Genomic DNA, 20,499 nt, shown 5'->3' with positions numbered 1-20,499 from the left:
AATGTCGCTGAGGCCGGAGAACGGCCCGCCGTCCGATCAGGCCGCGGCCGAAGCCTCGGCACCGGTCGGGACTTCCGAGACGGTCTTCAGCACCTGCGAAGCGATCTGGTAGGGGTCGCCCTGGGAATTCGGGCGGCGATCCTCGAGGTAGCCCTTGTAGTCGTTCTTGATGAACGAATGGGGCACGCGGATCGACGCGCCGCGGTCGGCCACGCCGTAGCTGAACTTGTTCCACGGCGCCGTTTCATGCTTGCCGGTCAGGCGCATGTGGTTGTCCGGGCCATAGACGGCGATGTGCTCGTTGAGGTTCTTCTCGAAGGCGGCCATGAGCGCCTCGAAATACTCCTTGCCGCCGACTTCGCGCATGTACTTGGTCGAGAAGTTGCAGTGCATGCCCGAACCGTTCCAGTCGGTGTCGCCGAGCGGCTTGCAATGATACTCGATGTCGATGCCGTATTTCTCGGTCAGGCGCTGCAGCAGGTAGCGGGCCATCCAGATCTCGTCGGCGGCCTTCTTGGAGCCCTTGCCGAAGATCTGGAATTCCCACTGACCCTTCGCCACTTCGGCGTTGATGCCTTCATGGTTGATGCCGGCCTCGAGGCAGAGGTCGAGGTGCTCCTCGACGATCTCGCGGGCGATGTCGCCGACGTTCGAATAGCCGACGCCGGTGTAGTAGGGGCCCTGCGGCGCCGGGTAACCGTGCTCCGGGAAGCCGAGCGGACGGCCGTCCTTGTAGAAGAAGTATTCCTGCTCGAAGCCGAACCAGGTGCCCTCATCGTCGAGGATCGTGGCGCGGGCATTCGTCGGGTGCGGCGTGACGCCATCGGGCATCATGACTTCGCACATGACGAGCACGCCGTTGGTGCGCGCCGGATCCGGGTAGAGGGCAACCGGCTTCAGCACGCAATCGGAGCTGCGGCCTTCGGCCTGCATCGTGGAGCTGCCGTCGAAGCCCCAGAGGGGCAGTTGCTCGAGCGTCGGGAAGGCCTCGAATTCCTTGATCTGCGTCTTGCCGCGAAGATTGGGAACGGGCTTGTACCCGTCGAGCCATATATACTCGAGCTTGTATTTCGTCATTGCGAACCTCACATGAACTGATGGCGCGAGTTGCACAGAGCCTAACGCGGCGACGCTGCCCGGTCAGGCGATCGCCAGCGGCCGAGCAAATTGCAAGCACGTTGCATGCCAGAAGACATGTCGCCGCGCCTGGGTCCTTCCCGACGAGCACGCGCGGCGCGCGGGGGCGGCGATGGAATGGGCGCGCGGCCGCGAAAATCCGCCATTTTGACGAAAAATGCCGGAACCGGGCTGTGCACTCGCACGTTTACAAAGTGAAGATCAAAAAAATGGCATGTTGCTATTTAATCGTCAATCATGTTGCGCATGACAATTGGGCAGCGTCGCCCATGCGGATATTGTGAGCATGAGTGATATTTTACTAGGCAATCTGCGCAAAGATCGTGCAAAGTTGAGTCAACGATAGGCCGCACTCCCTCCGAGGCGGCGATCGAAAACAGGACTGAGAAAAGATGGCTACGAGTGTCTACAGAGGATCTGCCAAGATCTACGAATTTCCCGCTGGCGGCCGCGCCGCCTTCGCGGCCCGCAACCTTCAGGACAAGCCGGCCGCCCAGGCCGACATGCCGGTGACCTGTGACGCGGCCTTCGGCGGCGCCTGGTATCACGATGCGGCGATGGCCGAGGAAAAGGCCCGCGAGCATTGAGGTCGCGAGACCGCCTTTTCACCGGATACGGCAACTGACAGGCCGGCGCGATGCGCCGGCCTGTTGTGTTTCGGGGTGACCGTCCGTGCCCCGTGCCGCGCCTGAACGAAGCTGCTTGGCCTCTCAGACAAGCAGGAAGTCGTTGGCGCCAAGGCTCGAAAGCCCGTCCAGTGTCGCCACCAGTTCCGCCGAGAAGCCGCTCCCCTTGCCGTCGGCGTCGAACCACAGCCGGCCGGTGTCGGTCTCGAACAGGAACTGCGGACCGGTTGCCGTTGCGGTCGGATTGGTGACGAGGGCAAGTTTCAGGACATAGTCGTCGGCCAGACCGAAACCTTCGCGTTCGATCTGCAGCAGATCCTCGCCGCGCGTGAAGTCGGTGATCACGTCGGCGCTGTTCACGCTGTCCCAGCCGAACACGAAGGCATCCTCTCCGTCGCCACCGGTCAGGAGATCGGCGCCGGCCCCGCCGCGCAGCACGTCGTTGCCGCCGCGCCCGTCCAGAAGATCGCCGCCCGCACCGCCGAAGAAGCCTTCGTTGGCGGCGCTGCCGCGGATGTCGTCGTCCCGGTCGCTGCCGATGATCTGCTCGATCGAGGACAGCGTCAGGCCCTTCGCCATGCCGCCGTTCAGCCGGCCATCGGCGAGGTCGATCTTGACCGACATGTTCGACACGAAGTTGAAGCCCAGCGTGTCGACGCCGTTGCCGCCGCCGAAGACGTCCGTTCCCGTGCCGTCGGTCCGCACGAAGCTGTCGTTGCCGTCGCCGCCGGAGAGCCGGTCGTCGCCGCTGCCGTCGGAGAGCGTGTCGTTGCCCTTGCCGCCGTCGAGCACGTCGTTGCCTGCCCGTCCGTCCAGCGCGTCCGCGCCCGTCCCGCCCTTGACCGTGTCACGGCCCCAGCCGCCCCGGTAGTCGAGCATTTCCATGCCGGAGAAGCTGGTGCCGGCCGTGTCGACGGTGGTCGTTCCGGTCGAGACGACAAAGGCGATGTCGGTCGTGACGTCGGAAAGATCGAGGAACAGCTTGTCGCTGCCCGCGCCGCCGGTGGCGCTGTCGCCGCGGTTGATGTGAAGTTCGTCGTTGCCCTCGCCGCCGTCGAGCACATCGCGGTCGCTGTCGGAAATCCCGCCGGTGGCCCAGAGGATGTCGTTGCCCTCGCCGCCCGACAGCGTGTCCTTGCCGTACCAGCCGATCAGCTCGTCATGGCCGCCAAGTCCGTTCAGGACGTCGTCGCCGCTGCCGCCGTTGAGATCATCGTCGAGCGCACCCGCGGTCAGCCGGTCGTTGCCGGAGCCGGAGCGGATGTTGACGCGCTCGAAGTTCTTCAGCGTCGCATCGCCGTTGACCAGCACCGCATTGGCCGAGAGCACGAAGGTAAGGTTCGCGCTGGCGCCGGACCGGTTGATCCAGACGAGATCGGTGCCGCTGCCACCGTCGACGGTGTAGCTGCCGTGGATGCTGCCGCCGGCGGTGTTGAGATAGGCGGCGTCATCGCCGGAGCCGAGCGAGATCTTGTTCACATCGCCGGTCTCGTGGAAGAAGTCGACCTCCACCTGGACGGTGTCATGGCCGTCGCCCGCGTTGATCACGTTGTTGCCGGCCGCGTCGAGGATGCGGTCGTTGCCGGCCCCGCCCGTGACGATGTCGTCGCCATAGCCGGCGTCGAGCACATCGTCCGCGCCGCCGCCTGTCAGGCTGTCGTTGCCATGTCCCGCCTTGAAGCTGACCTGCTGGCCGGCGGCGGCCGCCAGGATGTCGTCGCCATGGCTGGTGGTGAGGTCGAGGAACTCGACATCCGAGATCTTCGTGCCGTCGGTCAGCGTGATCGTCGTCCCCGAGACCGTCATCCGGAAGTCGGTGTCGAAGCTGAACCCACGGTCGACCACGGCCTGGTCGAAGCCCGTGCCGCCGCTCAGCGTGTCGACGCCCCGACCGCTGATCAGGACGTCGTCGCCGTTGCCGCCGTCGAGCAGGTCATTGCCTTCGCCGCCATCGAGCTGGTCGTTGCCGCTTGCGCCCTTCAGGACGTCGTTGCCGCCGTAGGCGGACATCACGTCGTCGCCGTTGTGGCCGGTCCAGACATTGCGCTCGTCACCACCCGCGAGCGTCCACGCCTCGACACCGGTCACGGTCGTGCCGTCGGAAAGCGTCGTGACGGCGGTGGCCGCCTTCGCCGTGAAATTGGCCGGCGCCCAGTTGAGCACGAGCCTGTCGACGCCGGCGCCGCCGTCGATCGTGTCCTTGCCGTCGCCGAGCCAGCGGGTGACGATGTCGTTGCCCTCGCCACCGGCAATGCTGTCATCGCCGCGTCGCCGTCGAGGCGGTCGTCGCCGTCGCCGCCGGCAAGCGTGTCGTTGCCCTGTCCGCCGAGGCGGTGTCGTCGCCGGCGCCGCCAAGGATCGAGTCGTTGCCGTCGCCGCCGTCGATCGAGTCGGCGTCGTTGCCACCGTCGATGGCGTCGTCGCCGGCTTCGCCGGCGATGTAGTCGCGGCCGTTGCCGCCGGTGATCGTGTCCTTGCCGTCGCCGCCGCTGATCGAGTCGTCGCCGTTCTCGCCATGAAGCGTGTCGTTGCCGCCTTCGCCAACGAGCCCGTCGCGGCCGTCGCCGCCGCGAAGGATGTCGTCGCCGCCGCCGCCGTCGAACCAGTCGTTCCAGCGGCCGCCGGTCATGCGGTCCGCCTGGGCCGTGCCGTTGATCGAGAAGCGCTCGATGCCGGTGACCTCCATGCCGAACATCGTCGACTGGGCGGCCGGATCGACGGCCACGAAGGTCAGACCGCTGCTGCGGGCGCTGAAGTCGACGCTGAGTGCGTCGATGCCGACGCCGCCGTCGACCTGGTCGCCGTTTGCCTCCGCAATCGCGGTGAGAAGCACGGCGTCCTCGCCGAGGCCGCCGTCGATCACATCGACGCCGGCCCCGCCCAGCAGGTAGTCGTCGCCCGATCCGCCGTGGAGCGAGTCGCTGCCCTCGCCGCCGTAGAGCGTGTCGTTCTGGAAGTCGCCGCGCAGCGTGTCGCCGTCGGCGCCGCCGTCGATCGTGTCGCCGGAAAAGCCGCCTTCGATCCGGTCCTTGCCGCCGAATCCGTAGAGGTAATCGATGTCGTCGGTACCGAAGATCGTGTCGGTGCCGCCCGTTCCGTATTTCGTTGCCATCTCAAGAATTCCCTGAAGTATCGCCGTCGTTCGCAATGACTGCCGCCTGCCGGACTTCATCCGCAGACCGGTCCGCCCGGAGGCGGCCTCTAGCTAGTCGATCGTCGGGATGGCGGCACCTCCCTGTTCAGGGAGGTTCGGGGGAGTTTCTTTCGAAAGCTGCATTCGGAAAAAGCGAACGAAGCGAATGTTCAATCCGGGGCGCCGGGTCGCTGTCGGCGTTTCCGGGCAGGGGGCCGGGCAGGGGCAGGTCGAACCGGAGCAGGGTGCCGCGTTCGGTTTCAGGCATGGAAAACCGCCCGCCGGCGGCGGCGAGGCGCCGGGTAAGCGTGCCGAGACCGAGGCCGGTGGACGTGCCTCGGGCGCTTGCGCGAAGGCCGACGCCGTCGTCGGCGATGGTGACGACCAGATCGGCACCGCTGCGGCGGACATCGACCGTGACGCGGCTGGCTGCGGCATGACGCAGGGTGTTGGAGATCGCCTCGCGCACGGCCGAGATCAGGTTGCCGTAGAGGCGGTAGGGCAGCATCGCGGCTTCGGCGCGCTCGTCCTCGAAGGGCGGCCAGTCGAGATCGACGCCGGCGCCGGCCAGCCGTTCGGCCGTTTCGTGACGCAGGTCGGCAAGGACATCGCCGAGCGGGCGCTCCTCGCCGGCAAGGCCGCGAATCGCGGTCTTGAGGTCGGCGAGGGCGGCGCGCAGCGTCTGGCGGGTCTGGTCGAGGTCGGGCTTGTTGAGGCCGGACAGGAGCCGTGCGCCGACATCGTCGTGAAGATCCTGGGCGATGCGGCGACGCTCCTCCTCCACGCCGCGTTCGTAGGCCGCGCGTCCGTCCTCCACCGTCTGGGCAAGCGTCGTCACCTGGCGCACGAGACGGATGTGGCTCGGGCCGAACAGGCCGCGCCCGCCCCAGGGAAATTTCAGCAGCAGGCTCGGGGCATGGGTCGTGCCGGGCACAAGCAGTTCGAGGCCGTCGGCCCGGATCTCGGGGTCGCGACTGCCGCCCGCAACGTCCTCCATGTGCAGCGGATCGAACAGGGCGCGCAGCAGATCGCGCCAGCGTGCCGAGCGGTCGCTCGGGCTCGGTGCCAGCGCGGCCTCGACGATGCGGCGGAACAGTTCGTCGTCGGCCAGCGTCCGCCGCACGATCAGCCGGCGCCAGAGCAGGTCGCGCGCCGGCAGATAGGCGAAGCCGACCGCGAGCAGGGCGATGCCGAGCGAGGGCGCCGGATCGAACTGCAGCGCGAAGACGAGGATGGCGTCGAGGGCGACCAGCAGGGCAACGGCACCGGAATAGAAGCCGATGCGAAAGCACCATTCGCCCAGTTCGAACAGGCGGTAGCGGCCGATGCCGACGGCGATGCCGGCATAGATCATCATCAGGAACAGGAAGGTGTGGGCCTGGCTCATGAAGGGCTCGGCGCCATGGAGCAGGGGCACCGAGATCAGGGCCGAATAGGCGCCGGCGCCGAACAGGACGCAGGTGCCGATCCAGCGCGCGGCCGCACGTTCCGCCGGATCGCGGCGCGTGGCGCGCCATTGCACGGCGAGCGAGACGATCATCAGCACCAGCATCGCCATCAGGAAGACGTGCATGCCGAAGACCGGGCTCGGCATGGCGTGTGCAACGTCGATCGCGAGCCAGCACAGGGCCACGAAGGCGCCGGCCCCCAGGGTGCGCAGGCCGACGATGCGGCGCGGATAGCTGAGGAAGAGGGCCACCAGCGCGGCGTTGGAACAGATCGCGCCGAGGTGGTTGAGCGCCGAGAGGATCCGGAACACGCTGCCGTCGAGAGCGATCTCCCGGCTGCTGTAGACCGCCGCTGCCATGATCGCGGTGAAGAGGCCGAAGCTGGAGAGGGCGAAGATTCGGGCAGCGCGGTCCGAGCGGCGCAGGGCCAGTACCCAGCCGCCGACAGCGAGGCTGCCGACGGCGGCGAAGACCTGCATCCAGAACCGGCCGGGAAGATCGGCGAGGCGGGCGCGCACCGGGCGGACCTCGATCCGCAGCGGCGCGCCATCGCGACGCAGGTCGAGGGCGATCGTCTCCTGGTGAAGGGCGGCCGCGAGGTCGGACTGCCGGGCGAGAAAACCGTCGATCGCGGCATAGGTCTCGAACTGGTCGGGATCCTCCACAAGGTCGCCCGCGGCAAGGGCGACGCCGCCGATGGCGGCGACTTGCAGGGGTCTCTCCGGTGCCGCGAGCGCTGCGGCCGGTCCGTCCGGATCGACCGCCACGATCGTCGGCACTCCCGTCTCGGGCGAGGGCGCCAGCACGAGGCCGAGACGCGGGGTCACGGTGGCCAGATGCAGGGCCGCCGACAGCGAGACGGCGGCAAGCAGCGCGACCGCCATCAGCACGGCGGCCGGAGAAAAGCGAAGCGGCAGCATTCCGGACACTCCTGCCCGACGTCGGTCCGAGAAGAAATGCTATGCTTACACGAGCGGACCGCAACGGTCGCCGGTCCCGAGCAGGAATGTCGCCGTGCCCTCTTCGATTTCGGATGTCCCCTCCACTGTCGCACCAAGGCGCGCGCTCGTCGTGGAGGACATGCCGGAGACCCGGGTCCTGCTGCGGCGTGCGCTGCAACTCGCCTTTCCGGGCATCGCGGTCAGCGAGGCCGGCGACCTTGCGACCGCCCGCGCGGTGCTCGGCGGTCCGGACGCGCACGGCGCCCTGCCGTTCGATCTCGCACTGGTCGATATCGGCCTGCCCGATGGCTCCGGGCTCGATCTCATCGCCGAGCTTGCCAGAAACCGGCCGGGCGTGCTGCCGGTGGTGACGACGATCTTCGACGACGACACCCATATCTTCGACGCGATCGGCGCCGGCGCGCAGGGATATCTGCTGAAGGACCGGGATGCCGAGCACCTGGTCGGATATCTCCGCCGGATCGATGCCGGCGATCCTCCCCTGTCGCCGGCGGTCGCGCGGCGGATCATGACCCATTTCCGCAGCCGGCCCGCGGCTTCCCCAGCCGGGCAGGAAGAGGTCGGCGTCGCGGTTCCCGAGACCGCGGGGCCGGAGCTGGCCGATGCCGCCGCCCTGACGCCGCGGGAGGCGGAGGTGCTGAGCCAGATCGGCAAGGGCGCGCGGGTGCCCGAGGTCGCCTATCGCCTCGGCCTGTCGGAGCAGACCGTCGCGACCTACGTGAAGACCATCTACCGGAAGCTGCGGATCTCCTCCCGCGCCGAGGCCGCGCTGGAAGCGGCGCGGCGCGGCCTGATCTGACGTGACCTGAACGGCCGCCGGGACGCCGTCAGCCCGCCGGCTTGGCGAGATGGCGCATCGCCAGCGAGACCGGTTCGCGAGCTCCTCGCCGACCGCTCGGTGGAGGGCAGGGGGCTGAAGCCGCGCACCCGGCTCTGGACGAAGATCAACTCAGGGGCGTGAGTCTCCGGCTGGCCGCAACCAGATCGAGGAGGCGGGCGTGGTCGATCGCCTCGACGCGCCGGCCGTTGCGCCCGATCATCGTCTCGGCGGCCAGCATCGCGTTGAGCACGGCCTCGTCGACGCCCTCGACGACGGCCATGAACACCGGATCGAGCAGGTCGTTGGACAGCGCCTCGAGCCGCAGCTTCGGCGGCTCGGGCAGGGCGCCCGGGTCGTTGGCGGTGGAGAAGGCGAGGAAGATGTCGCCGGAGCTGTTGCCGGACGCGTGCCGCCCCGGCCGATGCCGATCGAGGCGCGGCGGGCAAGCCGGTCGAGCTGGGTCGGCAGCAGCGGGGCGTCGGTCGCGACGATCACGATGATCGAGCCGCGCTCGACGCTCCACAGCCGCGCGCCGGGCAGATCGTCGCCGACCGGCACGCCGCAGACCGTGAGCCAGGGGCGCAGCCCGTGGTTGGCCTGGACGAGGACGCCGACGGTAAACGTCGTGCCCGCGATCTCGACCCGCCGCGAGGCGGTGCCGGTGCCGGCCTTGAATTCATAGGCGATCATGCCGGTGCCGCCGCCGACCGCGCCCTCGGCGAACGGCCCCGTGGCGGCCCCGTCGATCGCGGCGCGCACGTGGTCCTCGGTGACATGGAAGCCGGCGATGTCGTTGAGGTGGCCGTCATAGGTCTCGGCAGCCACCGGCAGCACCCAGGCGTCCTCGCCGACCGCCGCGGGGAAGCGGTCCGCCATCCAGCGTGCGGTGGCGTGGTGGGCAAGGCCGATCGACAGCGTGTTGGTGATGGTGATCGGCCCGGTGAACCATCCGACTTCCCGAATCCAGTGGACGCCGGTCATCTCGCCGTTGCCGTTCATCGAGAAGGTGCCCGCCCAGACCGGGTGGAGCATGTCGGACGGCGCGCGCGGCAGGATCGCGGTGACGCCGGTGCGCACCGCCTCGCCCTCGATCAGGGTCGTCATTCCGACCGTGACGCCGGGAACGTCGGTGATCGCGTTCCACGGGCCCGGCGTGCCCGGCACCGGCAGGCGGAGCCCGCGTGCCCGGGGGCGGCCGGACGGGCCATGGGTCCGCGGATCGATCGGCGTCGGCTGGGGCGTGTCGGTCGGCGTTGAGGTCATCAGACAATCCCGTCTTGCGCGGCCGGCGGCCACATGCTCTGCAAAGCATTCCGGAATCGGCGGCAATTTCAATCGCCTTTTGCCGGGGATGTCGGCCGGCCATTTTCCCCGCCACAGGGTGGCTGCGGCGGCCGTCCTCCTGCACCCTCCCCAAACAGCGAAATCCCACGATCTGATTGACGTACCTCAAAGCCTTGCCTAGTCTGCCGGCAGTCCGGGAGACCTCATGGGAAAGCCCACCGTCCACGACATCGCCCTCGAAGCCGGCGTGAGCCTTGCGACCGTGGATCGCGTGCTCAACGGCCGGCCGGGCGTGCGCCAGAAGACCCAGGATCGCGTCCAGTCGGCGATCCTGAGCCTTGGCTACGTGCGCGACCTGTCCGCCGCCAATCTCGCCCGCCAGCGGCAGTACCGCTTCGTCTTCGTGCTGCCCGAAGGGCCGGGCCAGTTCGTCGCCTCGCTGCATTCGGCGCTGCGCGAGGCGATGGAGGTGCAGCGCGCCGACCGCATCGACGTGCGCATCCTCGCGGTGCCGCCCCATGATCCGCATCAGGTGGTGCGGGCGCTCGGCACCATCGATCCGGGCGAGGTCGACGGCATCGCCATCATGGCGCAGGAGACGCCGCAGGTCCGCGACGCGATCGACCGGCTGGCGGCGGCGGGGCTGGCCGTCGTCACGCTGGTCTCCGACCTGCCGGACTCCGACCGCGACCATTTCGTCGGCATCAACAACATCGCCGCCGGCCGCACTGCCGCGCTGCTGATGGGCCGCTTCCTCGCGCCTGCGACCGGCAAGGTGCTGGTGGTGACGAGTTCGCTGCTGGCCCGCGACAGCCTGGAGCGCCGCTTCGGCTTCGACGCGGTGATGGCCTACGAGTTTCCGGAGGTGGACGTGCTGCCGACGCTCGAGGCGCGCGACGAGCCGGGGCGGATGGCGGCGATCGTCTCGGCCGCCCTCGTCGCCCATCCGGACATCGTCGGCATCTATTCGGTCGGCTCCGGCAACAAGGCGCTGCTGGAAGCGCTGCGGCGCATCGGCCGCCCGGCCGGTCTGGTGGTGATCGCCCACGAACTCACGCCGCACACCCGCGCGGCGCTGGAGACCGGCGAGATCGCGGCGGTGATCACCCAGGACGTGGGGCATCTGGTGCGCAGCGCCGTGCGGCTGCTGCGGGCCAAGTGCGACGGGCTCAGCATCATCCAGTCGCAGGAGCGTATCCGCATCGAGGTCCTCCTCAGGGAGAACCTGCCATGAGAGGCTGATCGGCATGCCGGATCCGGCGACCACAAGTCCGGACCGGCCAAGGGAGGGAAGACATGAAGACGATCAAGGGGCCTGCGCTGTTTCTGGCGCAATTCGCGGGCGATGCGCCGCCGTTCAATTCCTGGGGCGCGATCACCCGCTGGGCCGCCGACTGCGGCTATGTCGGTGTCCAGGTGCCAAGCTGGGACGCCCGGCTGTTCGACCTCGAAAAGGCGGCCAGCTCGAAGGACTATTGCGACGAGTTCGCCGGCGTTGCCGCCGAGGCGGGGCTTGCCATCACCGAACTGTCCACCCACCTGCAGGGCCAGCTCGTCGCCGTGCATCCGGCGTATGACACCGCCTTCGACGGCTTTGCGGCTTCCGCCGTGCGCGGCAATCCGCAGGCGCGGCAGGCCTGGGCGGTGGAGCAGGTGAAGATGGCGCTCACCGCCAGCCGCAACCTCGGCCTTTCCGCGCATGCGACCTTCTCCGGCGCGCTCGCCTGGCCCTATCTCTATCCCTGGCCGCAGCGGCCGGCCGGTCTGGTCGAGGCCGCCTTCGACGAACTCGCCAAGCGCTGGCGGCCGATCCTCGACCATGCGGAGGATCAGGGCATCGACGTCTGCTACGAGATCCACCCCGGCGAGGATCTCCACGACGGCGTCACCTTCGAGATGTTCCTCGATCGGGTCGGCAACCACGCCCGCGCCAACATGCTCTACGACCCCTCGCACTATGTGCTGCAGGCGCTCGACTATCTCGACAACATCGACATCTACCGCGACCGCATCCGCATGTTCCACGTCAAGGACGCGGAGCTGAACCCGACCGGGCGGCAGGGGGTCTACGGCGGCTACCAGTCGTGGGCGAACCGTGCCGGCCGCTTCCGCTCGCCTGGCGACGGGCAGGTGGATTTCGGCGCGATCTTCTCCAAGCTCACCCAGTACGGATTCGACGGCTGGGCCGTGGTCGAGTGGGAATGCGCGCTGAAACACCCCGAGGACGGCGCCCGCGAGGGCGCGGAGTTCGTGCGCGCGCACATCATCCGCGTCACCGAGAAGGCCTTCGACGACTTTGCCGGCAGCGGCACGGACCACGCGGCCAACGCCCGCATGCTCGGCATCGGAGGCTGACCCATGACCATCGAAGGAAAGACCGGGGCGGCCGGCCGCCCGATCCGCCTCGGCATGGTCGGCGGCGGACGCGATGCCTTCATCGGCGGCGTCCACCGCATGGCCAGCCGGATCGACGGGCTCTACGAGCTGGTCGCCGGCTGCTTCAGCTCCACGGCCGAGAAGTCGCTGGCGTCCGGCCGCGATCTCGGGCTCCCGGACGAGCGGATCTACGGCGACTATGACGAGATGGCCAGGCGCGAGGGCCGGCGCAAGGAGGGCATCGAGGCGGTGGCGATCGTCACGCCCAACCACATGCATGCGCCGGTGGCGAAAGCCTTCCTGCGCCGCGGCATCCACGTGATCTGCGACAAGCCGCTGACCTCGACGCTCACCGACGCGCGCCGGCTCGTCAACGTCGCGGAACGGTCGAAGGCGCTGTTCGTGCTGACCCACAACTACACCGGCTACCCGATGGTGCGGCAGGCCCGGGCGATGGTCGCCGCCGGGGCGATCGGCACGGTGCGGGTGGTGCAGGTCGAGTATCCGCAGGACTGGCTGACGGTTGCGACGGAAGCGACCGGCCACAAGCAGGCTGAGTGGCGCACCGATCCGGCCCGCTCGGGCGCGGGCGGGGCGACCGGGGACATCGGCACCCACGCCTTCAACCTGGCCAGCTTCGTCAGCGGCCTGACGCTGGAGAGCCTTAGCGCAGATCTCTCCACCTTCGTCGACGGGCGCCGGGTCGACGACAACGCCCATGTGATGCTCCGCTTTGCCGGCGGCGCCAAGGGCATGCTCTGGTGCAGCCAGGTGGCGCCCGGCCACGAGAACGGCCTGCGCCTGCGCGTCTACGGCAGCGAGGGCGGGCTGGAGTGGAGCCAGGAGGACCCGAACTACCTCTGGCACGCGCCCTTCGGCGAGCCGCGCCGGCGGCTGACCCGGGCCGGCAACGGCGCCGGGCCGGAGGCAGGGCGGATGAGCCGCATCCCCGCCGGCCATCCCGAGGGCTATCTGGAGGGCTTTGCCAACATCTACGCCGAGGCCGCGCGCGCGATCCGCGCCCGGCAGGCCGGCGAGGCGCCCGCGCCCGAGGTGACGTTCCCGGACGTGCGCGACGGATTGCTCGGGGTCGCCTTCGTCGATGCCTGCGTCCGCTCGTCGAAGCGGAACGGCGCGTGGGTGGAACTCGCGCTTTGAGCGGAGCCACCTGTCCTCCGGCCGCGGCCGGAGGACAGTGGCGGCGCGACGGCGATTCTCGCAAATCTCTGATATCGTTCGATTAATGCGACGATGATGACGCCTTGGCGGTTCATGCTTCAAAATGATGATCGTACCTCAAAAACCGCTTGCCTTGAGGTGCGTAACTCAACTAAGGTCACTGCAACCCTGAAAGAGACCGCGAAGATCAGGCGGCCGTCAGGGCACTCAAGGGAGGGGAACTCATGACATCCACCAGATGGCTGGCGGCTGGCTTCGCGATGACGTCCGTCGTCGCCTCCGCCGCAATGACCAGCGGCGCGCGCGCCGAGGACCTGACGCTCTGCTGGGCGGCCTGGGACCCGGCCAACGCCCTCGTCGAACTCAGCAAGGATTTCGAGGCCAAGTCCGGCCACACGATGAAGTTCGAATTCGTGCCGTGGCCGAATTTCGCCGACCGGATGCTCAACGAGCTCAACTCCGGCGGCAAGCTGTGCGATCTGCTGATCGGCGACAGCCAGTGGATCGGCGGCGGCGCCGAGAACGGCCACTACGTCAAGCTGAACGACTTCTTCGACAAGGAAGGCATCAGCATGGACGATTTCGCCCCGGCGACCGTCTATGCCTATTCCACCTGGCCGAAGGGCGAGCCGAACTACTACGCCCTGCCGGCGATGGGCGACGCCAACGGCTGGTTCTACCGCAAGGACTGGTTCGAGCGCGACGACATCAAGGCCGCCTACAAGGAAAAGACCGGGCAGGACCTGCGCGAGCCGCAGAGCCAGAAGGAGCTTCTCCAGATCGCCCAGTTCTTCCAGAATCGCGAGATCGACGGCAAGAACCGCTACGGCGCGGCGATCTTCACCGAGCGCGGCTCCGAGGGCATCACCATGGGCGCCACCGGCGCGCTCTACACCTTCGGCTTCAAGTATACCAACACGCCCGGCAAATACGACATGGAGGGCGCGGTCAACTCGCCCGACGCGGTCGCCGGCCTCGAGTTCTACAAGGAACTCTACAAGACCGCGACGCCGCCCGGCTACACCGACAGCTACATGGAACAGAGCCTCGACGCCTTCAAGTCGGGCCAGGTCGCCATGGCGATGAACTGGTTCGCCTTCTTCCCCGGCCTCCACAAGGATCCGAACATCGGCGGCGACAAGATCGGCTTCTTCGTCAATCCGGCGGAAAAGGTCGCGGCGTCCACCCTCGGCGGTCAGGGCATCTCGGTCGTCTCCTATTCGGAAAAGAAGGACGCGGCGCTCGAATACATCAAGTGGTTCGCCCAGCCGGACGTGCAGGCGAAGTGGTGGTCGCTCGGCGGCTACTCCTGCCATGTGGCCGTGCTGAACGATCCGGGCTTCAAGGACAGCCAGCCCTTCGCCCCCGACTTCCTCGAAGCCATGGGCAGCGTGCAGGACTTCTGGCAGGAGCCGGCCTATGCCGAACTGCTGCTCGCCATGCAGAAGCGCCTTCATGACTACGTGGTCGCCGACGTCGGCACCGCCCAGGAGGCGCTCGACCTTCTGATGAAGGACTGGACCGAGACCTTCGAGGACGAAGGCAAGATCTGATCCGCCGGTTCGGGGGGCGGGTGACCGCCTTCGCCCGGTCTCATGGACACCCTCTCCCCCGACGGGGGGAGGGAACGGAGCGAGGGTCTCCTTCGCCCGATTGAGCGTCCTCATCTTCCTCGCCAGGGCGGCGTCCCTGGCGCGGACAGCGAATTCCTTCTCCCCCTCCGGCTTCGTTCCGGGGGAGAAGGTGGCCCGACGGGCCGGAGGAGGGAGGCCTCGTCTCCCTCGGTCTCACGACCGCCGATGATGCGGACCGCCGATGATGCGGACCGCCGATGATGCGGACCGCCGATGATGCGGAGCGCCGATGAGGGGGCCGGACCGATCCGGCGCCAGTCACCGCCCGAAAGACCCCAAGGAACGCCACCCCATGTCCGACACGCCGATCGACCGCGTCGCGCGAGCGACCCCGATCCCCGTTGCCCGTCGCATCCGCGGATTCTCCGATCGCACGATTGCCTGGATCTTCGTCGCGCCGACGATCTTCCTGCTGCTGGCGATCAACATCTTCCCGCTGATCTGGACGATCAATCTCAGCTTCACCGATTTCCGCGCCAACCGGCCGAACCGGGAGGTCGAATACATCGGCCTCGAGAACTACCGGCGCATCCTGACCGACGGCGACATCTGGCTGACGATGCAGGCGACGGCGCACTTCCTGTTCTGGACGATCGCGCTGCAGGTGCTGATCGGCTTCACGCTCGCCTGGCTGATCAACCGCAAGTTCCGCGGCAACGATCTGTGGACCACGCTGATCGTGCTGCCGATGATGCTGTCGCCGGCGGTGGTGGGCAATTTCTGGACGTTCCTGTACCAGCCGCAGATCGGCCTGTTCAACTACGTCGTCGAGTTCTTCAGCGGGATTCCCGCCTCGTCCTTCCAGATGATCGGCGACGTCCGCCTGGCGCCGTGGTCGATCGTGATCGTCGACACGTGGATGTGGTCGCCCTTCGTGATGCTGATCTGTCTGGCCGGCCTGCGCTCGATCCCCGACTACATCTACGAGGCGGCCGAGATCGACCGGGCGTCCAAGTGGCGGCAGTTCTGGACGATCACGGTGCCGATGGTGCTGCCGTTCCTGATGCTCGCTGTGCTGTTCCGCGGCATCGAGAACTTCAAGATGTTCGACCTCGTGGTGGAACTCACCGGCGGCGGACCCGGGTCGGTCACCGAGGTGACGTCGATCAACCTCAAGCGCGAGGCCTTCGAGAAGTGGCGCACGGGCTATGCCTCGGCCTACGCGATCATCCTCTTCGTCACGGTCTTCGGTCTCGCCTCGATCTACGTGAAGGCGCTGAACAAGGTGAAGGAAAGATGAGCGGCTATTCGATCACCGAGCCCTCGGCCCGGCAGAAGTGGATCGCGGGAACCCTCGTCATCCTCTACGCGGTCATCACCCTTCTGCCCCTGGCGTGGATCCTGATGACCGGGTTCAAGTCCTCGGCGGACTCGATCTCCTACCCGCCGAAGGTGCTGTTCGAGCCCTCGCTGGAGGGCTACGTCAACCTCTTCACCACCCGCACCCGGCAGACGCCGGAGTATCTCGCCAGCCTGCCGCCGGCCGAGACCTGGTATGACGAACTGGTGCGCAGCAAGGACATGGTGATCGCCGGTCCCTCGCGCTACGGCGAGCGGTTCCTCAATTCGGTGATCATCGGCTTCGGCTCGACCTTCCTGTCGATCTTCCTCGGCACGCTGGCGGCCTATGCCTTCTCGCGCTTCAAGGTGCCGCTGAAGGACGACCTCCTGTTCTTCATCCTCTCCACGCGGATGATGCCGCCGATCGCCGTCGCGATCCCGATCTTCCTGATGTACCGCAGCCTCGGGCTGTCGGACACGCATCTCGGCATGATCCTGCTCTACACCGCCGTGAACATCTCGCTCGCGGTCTGGCTGCTGAAGGGCTTCATCGACGAGATCCCGCGCGAATACGAGGAAGCGGCGCTGATCGACGGCTACACGCGCTTCCAGGCCTTCCGCAAGGTGGTGCTGCCGCAGGCGGCGACGGGCATCGCCTCCACCGCGATCTTCTGCCTGATCTTCGCGTGGAACGAATATGCCTTCGCGGTGCTGCTCACCTCCGGCACGGCCCAGACCGCGCCGCCCTTCATTCCCACCATCATCGGCGTCGGCGGCCAGGACTGGCCGGCGGTCGCGGCGGGCGCCTCGCTGTTCCTGCTGCCGGTGATGATCTTCACCATTCTCCTGCGCAAGCACCTCCTGCGCGGCATCACCTTCGGAGCGGTGCGCAAATGAGCGACTTCGTCAGAGACTTCCTGCGTCTGCGGCGCGGGCCGTGGGAGATGCTCGCCTCCCTGCTGATCGGGCTCGGCGTGCTGATGCTGATGCAGCCCTTCGCGCTCTGGGCCTTCACCTGGTCCTTCCTCACGACGCTCGCCGGCACGGTGATGTTCATCGTCGTCAGCCATTTTCCGGAGTGAGCCCATGGCCGAGATCGTGATCCGCAATCTGCGCAAGGAATTCGGCGCCTTCACCGCGGTGAAGGGCTCCTCCTTCACCATCCGCGACGGCGAGTTCTTCATGCTGCTCGGGCCCTCCGGCTGCGGCAAGACGACGACGCTGCGGATGATCGCCGGCCTCGAGCTGCGACCTCGGGCGACATCCTGATCGACGGCGAGGAGGTGAGCCAGAAGCCGGCCTCGCAGCGCGACATCGCCTTCGTCTTCCAGATGTTCGCGCTCTATCCGCACATGAACGTGCGCGGCAACATCAGCTATCCCCTGGTCAGCCAGGGCATGGCGAAGAGCGAGGTGCGCAGCCGGGTGGCCGAGGTCGCGCGCATCCTCGGCATCGCCGACATCCTCGACCGGCCGGTCGGCGGGCTTCGGGCGGCGACCGCCAGCGCGTGGCGCTCGGCCGGGCGATCGTGCGCAACCCCAAGGCGTTCATGATGGACGAGCCGCTCGGCGCGCTCGATGCCGAGTTCCGCGAGCACATGGCCGAGGAACTGCGCGCCCTGCACGACCGGATGGGCGCGACCACCGTCTACGTCACCCACGACCAGCTGGAAGCCATGCAGATGGGCGACAAGATCGTGGTGATGAACCACGGCGTCGTCGAGCAGTTCGGCACGCCGCGCGACATCTACGACAAGCCGGCGACCATGTTCGTCGCCAATTTCATCGGCTCGCCCTCGATGAACTTCCTGCGCTTCTCCGGCCAGTTCGCGGCCGGCTCGGAGGCCGTGTCCCTGTCGGGCGAGGCGATCCGCGTGCCGCGCCAGCACGAGACCGCCGGCGGCGAGCTGGTGCTCGGCGTCCGACCGGAGCACATCCTGTTCGACGACCGCGCCAAGTTCCGAGGCGAGGTGCTGGCCGCCGAATATCTCGGTACCACCCAGATCGTCACGCTCGCGACCCCCAACGGCGACGTGAAGGCGCGCATCCCCTCCGACCAGCCGGTCCGGGTCGGCGAGCGCGTCGGCCTTGCCTTCACCGCCAGCACGCTCACGCTGTTCGAGGCCGCCGGCGGGCGGGCCCTGCGGTCCGATCTCAACGCGGAGGTGGCCGGTCATGGCTGAAGTCTCGCTCACCGACGTCTCCAAGTCCTTCGGCCGCACCAGGCGCTCGACGCCGTGTCGCTGCACATCCCCGACGGCGCCTTCGTCGTGCTGCTCGGGCCGACGGGGGCGGGCAAGACGACGACGCTGCGGCTGATTGCCGGGCTCGACGCGCCGGACGGCGGCGACATCCGCATCCACGGTCGCTCCGTAGTGTCCGACACCCCGGCCCAGCGCAACGTGGCGATGGTGTTCCAGCAGTATTCGCTCTATCCGCACCTGAGCGTGCGCGACAATCTCGCCTTCCCGCTGCGCTCGCCGATCCTGCGCACGCCGGAGGCGGAGATCGCCCGCAAGGTGGCGGAGGTGGCGGAGGTGCTGCACATCTCCCACAAGCTCGACAACCGGGCGACCGCGCTGTCGGGCGGCGAGATGCAGCGCGTCTCGATCGGCCGGGCGCTGGTGCGCGACCCGAGCATCTACCTGATGGACGAGCCGCTGTCCTCGCTCGACGCCAAGCTGCGCGCCGACCTGCGGGTGGAGCTGAAGCGGATCCAGTCGAAGCTCGGCGCCACGCTGCTCTACGTCACCCACGACCAGATCGAGGCGATGACCATGGCGACCCATGTCGGCGTGCTCGACAGCGGCCGGCTGGTGCAGTTCGGCAGCCCGCGCGAGATCTACGAGAATCCGGTCAGCCTCTATGTTGCCGGCCGGCTCGGCCTGCCGCGGATCAACACCCTGCCGGCGAGCCTGTTTCCCGGCGCCCCGGGCCGCGCCCGCACCATCGGCCTGCGGCCCGAGCATATCGTCCAGGGCAGCGGGCGGCCGACCACGGTGGCGCGGGTGGAACATCTCGGCGACCAGTCGCGCCTGCACCTGAGGCTCGACGGCCACGACCTCGTCACGCTCACGGACGTTCACACCACATTGAAGCCGGGCGACACCGTCGCGGTTGAACCGCGCGCGCCGCTGTGGTTCGACGGCGACGGATACCGCATCGCGGGATGACCGCAACAAGGAAGACCCAGCCATGAAGCAGTTCATCAACGCGCGTGAGGCGCTGGTCACCGAGGCGATCGACGGCACGCTGCGCACGGCCGGCGGCCTGCTCGCCCGGCTCGACGGCTACCCGCACATCAAGGTCGTGGTGCGCACCGACTGGGACCGGTCGAAGGTGGCGCTGGTGTCGGGCGGCGGCTCCGGTCACGAGCCTCCCACGCCGGCTTCGTCGGCCGCGGCATGCTGACGGCCGCCGTCTGCGGCGACGTCTTCGCCTCGCCCTCGGTCGACGCCGTGCTCGCCGGCATCCTCGCCGTCACCGGCAAGGCCGGCTGCCTGCTGATCGTCAAGAACTACACCGGCGACCGGCTGAACTTCGGTCTCGCCGCCGAACGGGCGCGCGCCTTCGGGCTCAAGGTGTCGATGGTGATCGTCGACGACGACATCGCCCTGCCGGAGCTGCCGCAGGCGCGCGGCGTCGCCGGCACGCTGTTCGTCCACAAGATCGCCGGCGCGCTCGCCGAAGACGGCGCCGACCTCGACGCGGTGACGGCGGCGGCGCGGCGGGTGATCGACGGCGCGGTCTCGATCGGCATGTCGCTCGACACCTGCACGGTGCCGGGCTCGCCCAAGGAACAGCGGATCGATCCGGGCATGGCCGAACTCGGCCTCGGCATCCACGGCGAATCGGGCGTCGAGCAGGTGGCCTTCTCCGGCGCGCGCGACGCCATGGCGATGGTGACCGAGCGGCTCGGGCCCCATGCGGGGGAGGGGCCGCTGGTGGCCCTGCTGAACAATCTCGGCGGGGCGATGCCGCTGGAGATGGCGGTGCTGGCGGAGGAACTCCTGTCCTCGCCGCTCGGCGCGCGCATCCGCTGCCTGATCGGCCCGGCGCCGCTGATGACCTCGCTGGACATGCAGGGCTTTTCCGTGTCGCTGCTGCCGCTCACCGAGGCCGACGAGGCGGCGCTGAAGGCCGACGTGGCGCCGATCGCCTGGCCGGGCTGCCGCGACGTCGCGCCGGTCACGGTGCAGCCGCTGCCGGACGGCCTGATGCCGATCCAGCCGATGCCCTCGCAGAACCCGCGCACGGCGGCCTTCATCCGCCGCTGCTGCGAGATCCTGATCGCCGCCGAGGCCGACCTCAACGCGCTCGACGCGAAGTCCGGCGACGGCGACACCGGCTCGACGCTGGCGAGCGCCGCGCGCGCCCTGACCGACGCCCTCGACCGCCTGCCGCTCGCCGACCTCACCCAGCTCTACCGCGCCGTGGGGCTGGAGCTCAGCCAGACCATGGGCGGCTCGTCGGGCGTGCTGCTGGCGATCTTCTTTGCCGCCGCCGGCGATGCCTCGGCCAGCGGCGCCGACGCGGTCGGCGCGCTGAACGCGGGCCTCGACCGCATCCAGCAGGTCGGCGGCGCCGCCCCGGCGACCGCACGATGATCGACGCCCTCCT

Annotated in this window: 13 protein-coding genes and 4 pseudogenes; 12 read left to right on the top strand and 5 right to left on the bottom strand. The window is 68.3% G+C overall.

Features of this window, described 5'->3' with window-relative positions:
- Nucleotides 1-36: 36 nt before the first annotated feature.
- Nucleotides 37-1,077 (bottom strand): glutamine synthetase beta-grasp domain-containing protein, encoded by a 1,041-nt coding sequence (locus A6302_RS09855; RefSeq protein WP_069306898.1) that lies wholly within the window; start codon nt 1,075-1,077, stop codon nt 37-39.
- A gap of 452 nt (nt 1,078-1,529) precedes the next feature.
- On the opposite strand from A6302_RS09855, the gene A6302_RS09850 reads away from it, so the two are divergent.
- Nucleotides 1,530-1,724 (top strand): DUF2735 domain-containing protein, encoded by a 195-nt coding sequence (locus A6302_RS09850; RefSeq protein ID WP_069306897.1) that lies wholly within the window; start codon nt 1,530-1,532, stop codon nt 1,722-1,724.
- Between the two features lie 123 nt (nt 1,725-1,847).
- Here A6302_RS09850 and A6302_RS09845 read toward each other — a convergent pair whose 3' ends face one another.
- The 3 genes from A6302_RS09845 to A6302_RS09840 form a co-directional block, all read right to left on the bottom strand.
- Nucleotides 1,848-4,118 (bottom strand): calcium-binding protein, encoded by a 2,271-nt coding sequence (locus A6302_RS09845; protein WP_141703616.1) that lies wholly within the window; start codon nt 4,116-4,118, stop codon nt 1,848-1,850.
- On the bottom strand, nt 4,021-4,875 hold the full coding sequence (locus tag A6302_RS21245; protein WP_083255658.1) for a calcium-binding protein: 855 nt from the start codon (nt 4,873-4,875) through the stop codon (nt 4,021-4,023). Before A6302_RS21245 ends, A6302_RS09845 begins: the two co-directional genes overlap by 98 nt.
- Nucleotides 4,876-5,002: 127 nt before the next feature.
- Nucleotides 5,003-7,264 (bottom strand): sensor histidine kinase, encoded by a 2,262-nt coding sequence (locus A6302_RS09840; protein WP_069306896.1) that lies wholly within the window; start codon nt 7,262-7,264, stop codon nt 5,003-5,005.
- A 94-nt stretch (nt 7,265-7,358) separates the two neighbouring features.
- Between A6302_RS09840 and A6302_RS09835 the strand changes: the two genes are divergently transcribed.
- Nucleotides 7,359-8,105, top strand: coding sequence for a response regulator transcription factor (locus A6302_RS09835; protein ID WP_245294010.1), 747 nt, complete (start codon nt 7,359-7,361; stop codon nt 8,103-8,105).
- A gap of 145 nt (nt 8,106-8,250) precedes the next feature.
- Here the strand turns inward: A6302_RS09835 and A6302_RS09830 are convergent.
- A pseudogene (locus tag A6302_RS09830) lies at nt 8,251-9,230 on the bottom strand (DmpA family aminopeptidase).
- Nucleotides 9,231-9,615: 385 nt separating this feature from the next.
- Between A6302_RS09830 and A6302_RS09825 the strand changes: the two are divergent.
- The 10 genes and pseudogenes from A6302_RS09825 to A6302_RS09780 form a co-directional block, all read left to right on the top strand.
- Nucleotides 9,616-10,644 (top strand): LacI family DNA-binding transcriptional regulator, encoded by a 1,029-nt coding sequence (locus tag A6302_RS09825; RefSeq protein ID WP_069306894.1) that lies wholly within the window; start codon nt 9,616-9,618, stop codon nt 10,642-10,644.
- A gap of 62 nt (nt 10,645-10,706) precedes the next feature.
- A complete protein-coding gene (locus tag A6302_RS09820; protein WP_069306893.1) occupies nt 10,707-11,765 on the top strand; it encodes a sugar phosphate isomerase/epimerase family protein in 1,059 nt (352 codons plus the stop codon).
- 3 nt (nt 11,766-11,768) lie between these two features.
- Entirely contained in the window at nt 11,769-12,944 is a 1,176-nt protein-coding gene (locus A6302_RS09815) for a Gfo/Idh/MocA family protein (protein WP_210183307.1), read from the top strand.
- A gap of 281 nt (nt 12,945-13,225) precedes the next feature.
- Complete coding sequence (locus A6302_RS09810; protein WP_425349149.1) at nt 13,226-14,518, top strand: ABC transporter substrate-binding protein; 1,293 nt, start codon at nt 13,226-13,228, stop codon at nt 14,516-14,518.
- Between the two features lie 373 nt (nt 14,519-14,891).
- Complete coding sequence (locus A6302_RS09805; RefSeq protein ID WP_069306891.1) at nt 14,892-15,839, top strand: carbohydrate ABC transporter permease; 948 nt, start codon at nt 14,892-14,894, stop codon at nt 15,837-15,839.
- Nucleotides 15,836-16,777 (top strand): carbohydrate ABC transporter permease, encoded by a 942-nt coding sequence (locus A6302_RS09800; RefSeq protein WP_069306890.1) that lies wholly within the window; start codon nt 15,836-15,838, stop codon nt 16,775-16,777. The genes A6302_RS09805 and A6302_RS09800 overlap by 4 nt, the downstream gene beginning before the upstream one ends.
- Nucleotides 16,774-16,962 (top strand): hypothetical protein, encoded by a 189-nt coding sequence (locus A6302_RS09795; RefSeq protein ID WP_069306889.1) that lies wholly within the window; start codon nt 16,774-16,776, stop codon nt 16,960-16,962. Before A6302_RS09800 ends, A6302_RS09795 begins: the two co-directional genes overlap by 4 nt.
- A gap of 4 nt (nt 16,963-16,966) precedes the next feature.
- Nucleotides 16,967-18,062 (top strand): annotated as a pseudogene (locus A6302_RS09790) (ABC transporter ATP-binding protein).
- A pseudogene (locus A6302_RS09785) lies at nt 18,055-19,052 on the top strand (ABC transporter ATP-binding protein). The pseudogenes A6302_RS09790 and A6302_RS09785 overlap by 8 nt, the downstream one beginning before the upstream one ends.
- Before the next feature lie 22 nt (nt 19,053-19,074).
- Nucleotides 19,075-20,499, top strand: a pseudogene (locus A6302_RS09780) (dihydroxyacetone kinase subunit DhaK); the annotation flags it as partial.

This window comes from Methylobrevis pamukkalensis (assembly GCF_001720135.1).
Lineage (GTDB): Bacteria > Pseudomonadota > Alphaproteobacteria > Rhizobiales > Pleomorphomonadaceae > Methylobrevis > Methylobrevis pamukkalensis.
The sequence above is the reverse complement of the archived record's forward strand: the minus strand, read 5'-3'. Positions and strand labels throughout refer to the sequence as shown.

Coding starts and splice junctions, on each gene's coding strand:
- A6302_RS09855 (WP_069306898.1), bottom strand. CDS start 1,077: ATGACGAAATACAAGCTCGAGTATATATGGCTCGACGGGTACAAGCCC.
- A6302_RS09850 (WP_069306897.1), top strand. CDS start 1,530: ATGGCTACGAGTGTCTACAGAGGATCTGCCAAGATCTACGAATTTCCC.
- A6302_RS21245 (WP_083255658.1), bottom strand. CDS start 4,875: ATGGCAACGAAATACGGAACGGGCGGCACCGACACGATCTTCGGTACC.
- A6302_RS09840 (WP_069306896.1), bottom strand. CDS start 7,264: ATGCTGCCGCTTCGCTTTTCTCCGGCCGCCGTGCTGATGGCGGTCGCG.
- A6302_RS09825 (WP_069306894.1), top strand. CDS start 9,616: ATGGGAAAGCCCACCGTCCACGACATCGCCCTCGAAGCCGGCGTGAGC.
- A6302_RS09820 (WP_069306893.1), top strand. CDS start 10,707: ATGAAGACGATCAAGGGGCCTGCGCTGTTTCTGGCGCAATTCGCGGGC.
- A6302_RS09815 (WP_210183307.1), top strand. CDS start 11,769: ATGACCATCGAAGGAAAGACCGGGGCGGCCGGCCGCCCGATCCGCCTC.
- A6302_RS09810 (WP_425349149.1), top strand. CDS start 13,226: ATGACGTCCGTCGTCGCCTCCGCCGCAATGACCAGCGGCGCGCGCGCC.
- A6302_RS09805 (WP_069306891.1), top strand. CDS start 14,892: ATGTCCGACACGCCGATCGACCGCGTCGCGCGAGCGACCCCGATCCCC.
- A6302_RS09800 (WP_069306890.1), top strand. CDS start 15,836: ATGAGCGGCTATTCGATCACCGAGCCCTCGGCCCGGCAGAAGTGGATC.
- A6302_RS09795 (WP_069306889.1), top strand. CDS start 16,774: ATGAGCGACTTCGTCAGAGACTTCCTGCGTCTGCGGCGCGGGCCGTGG.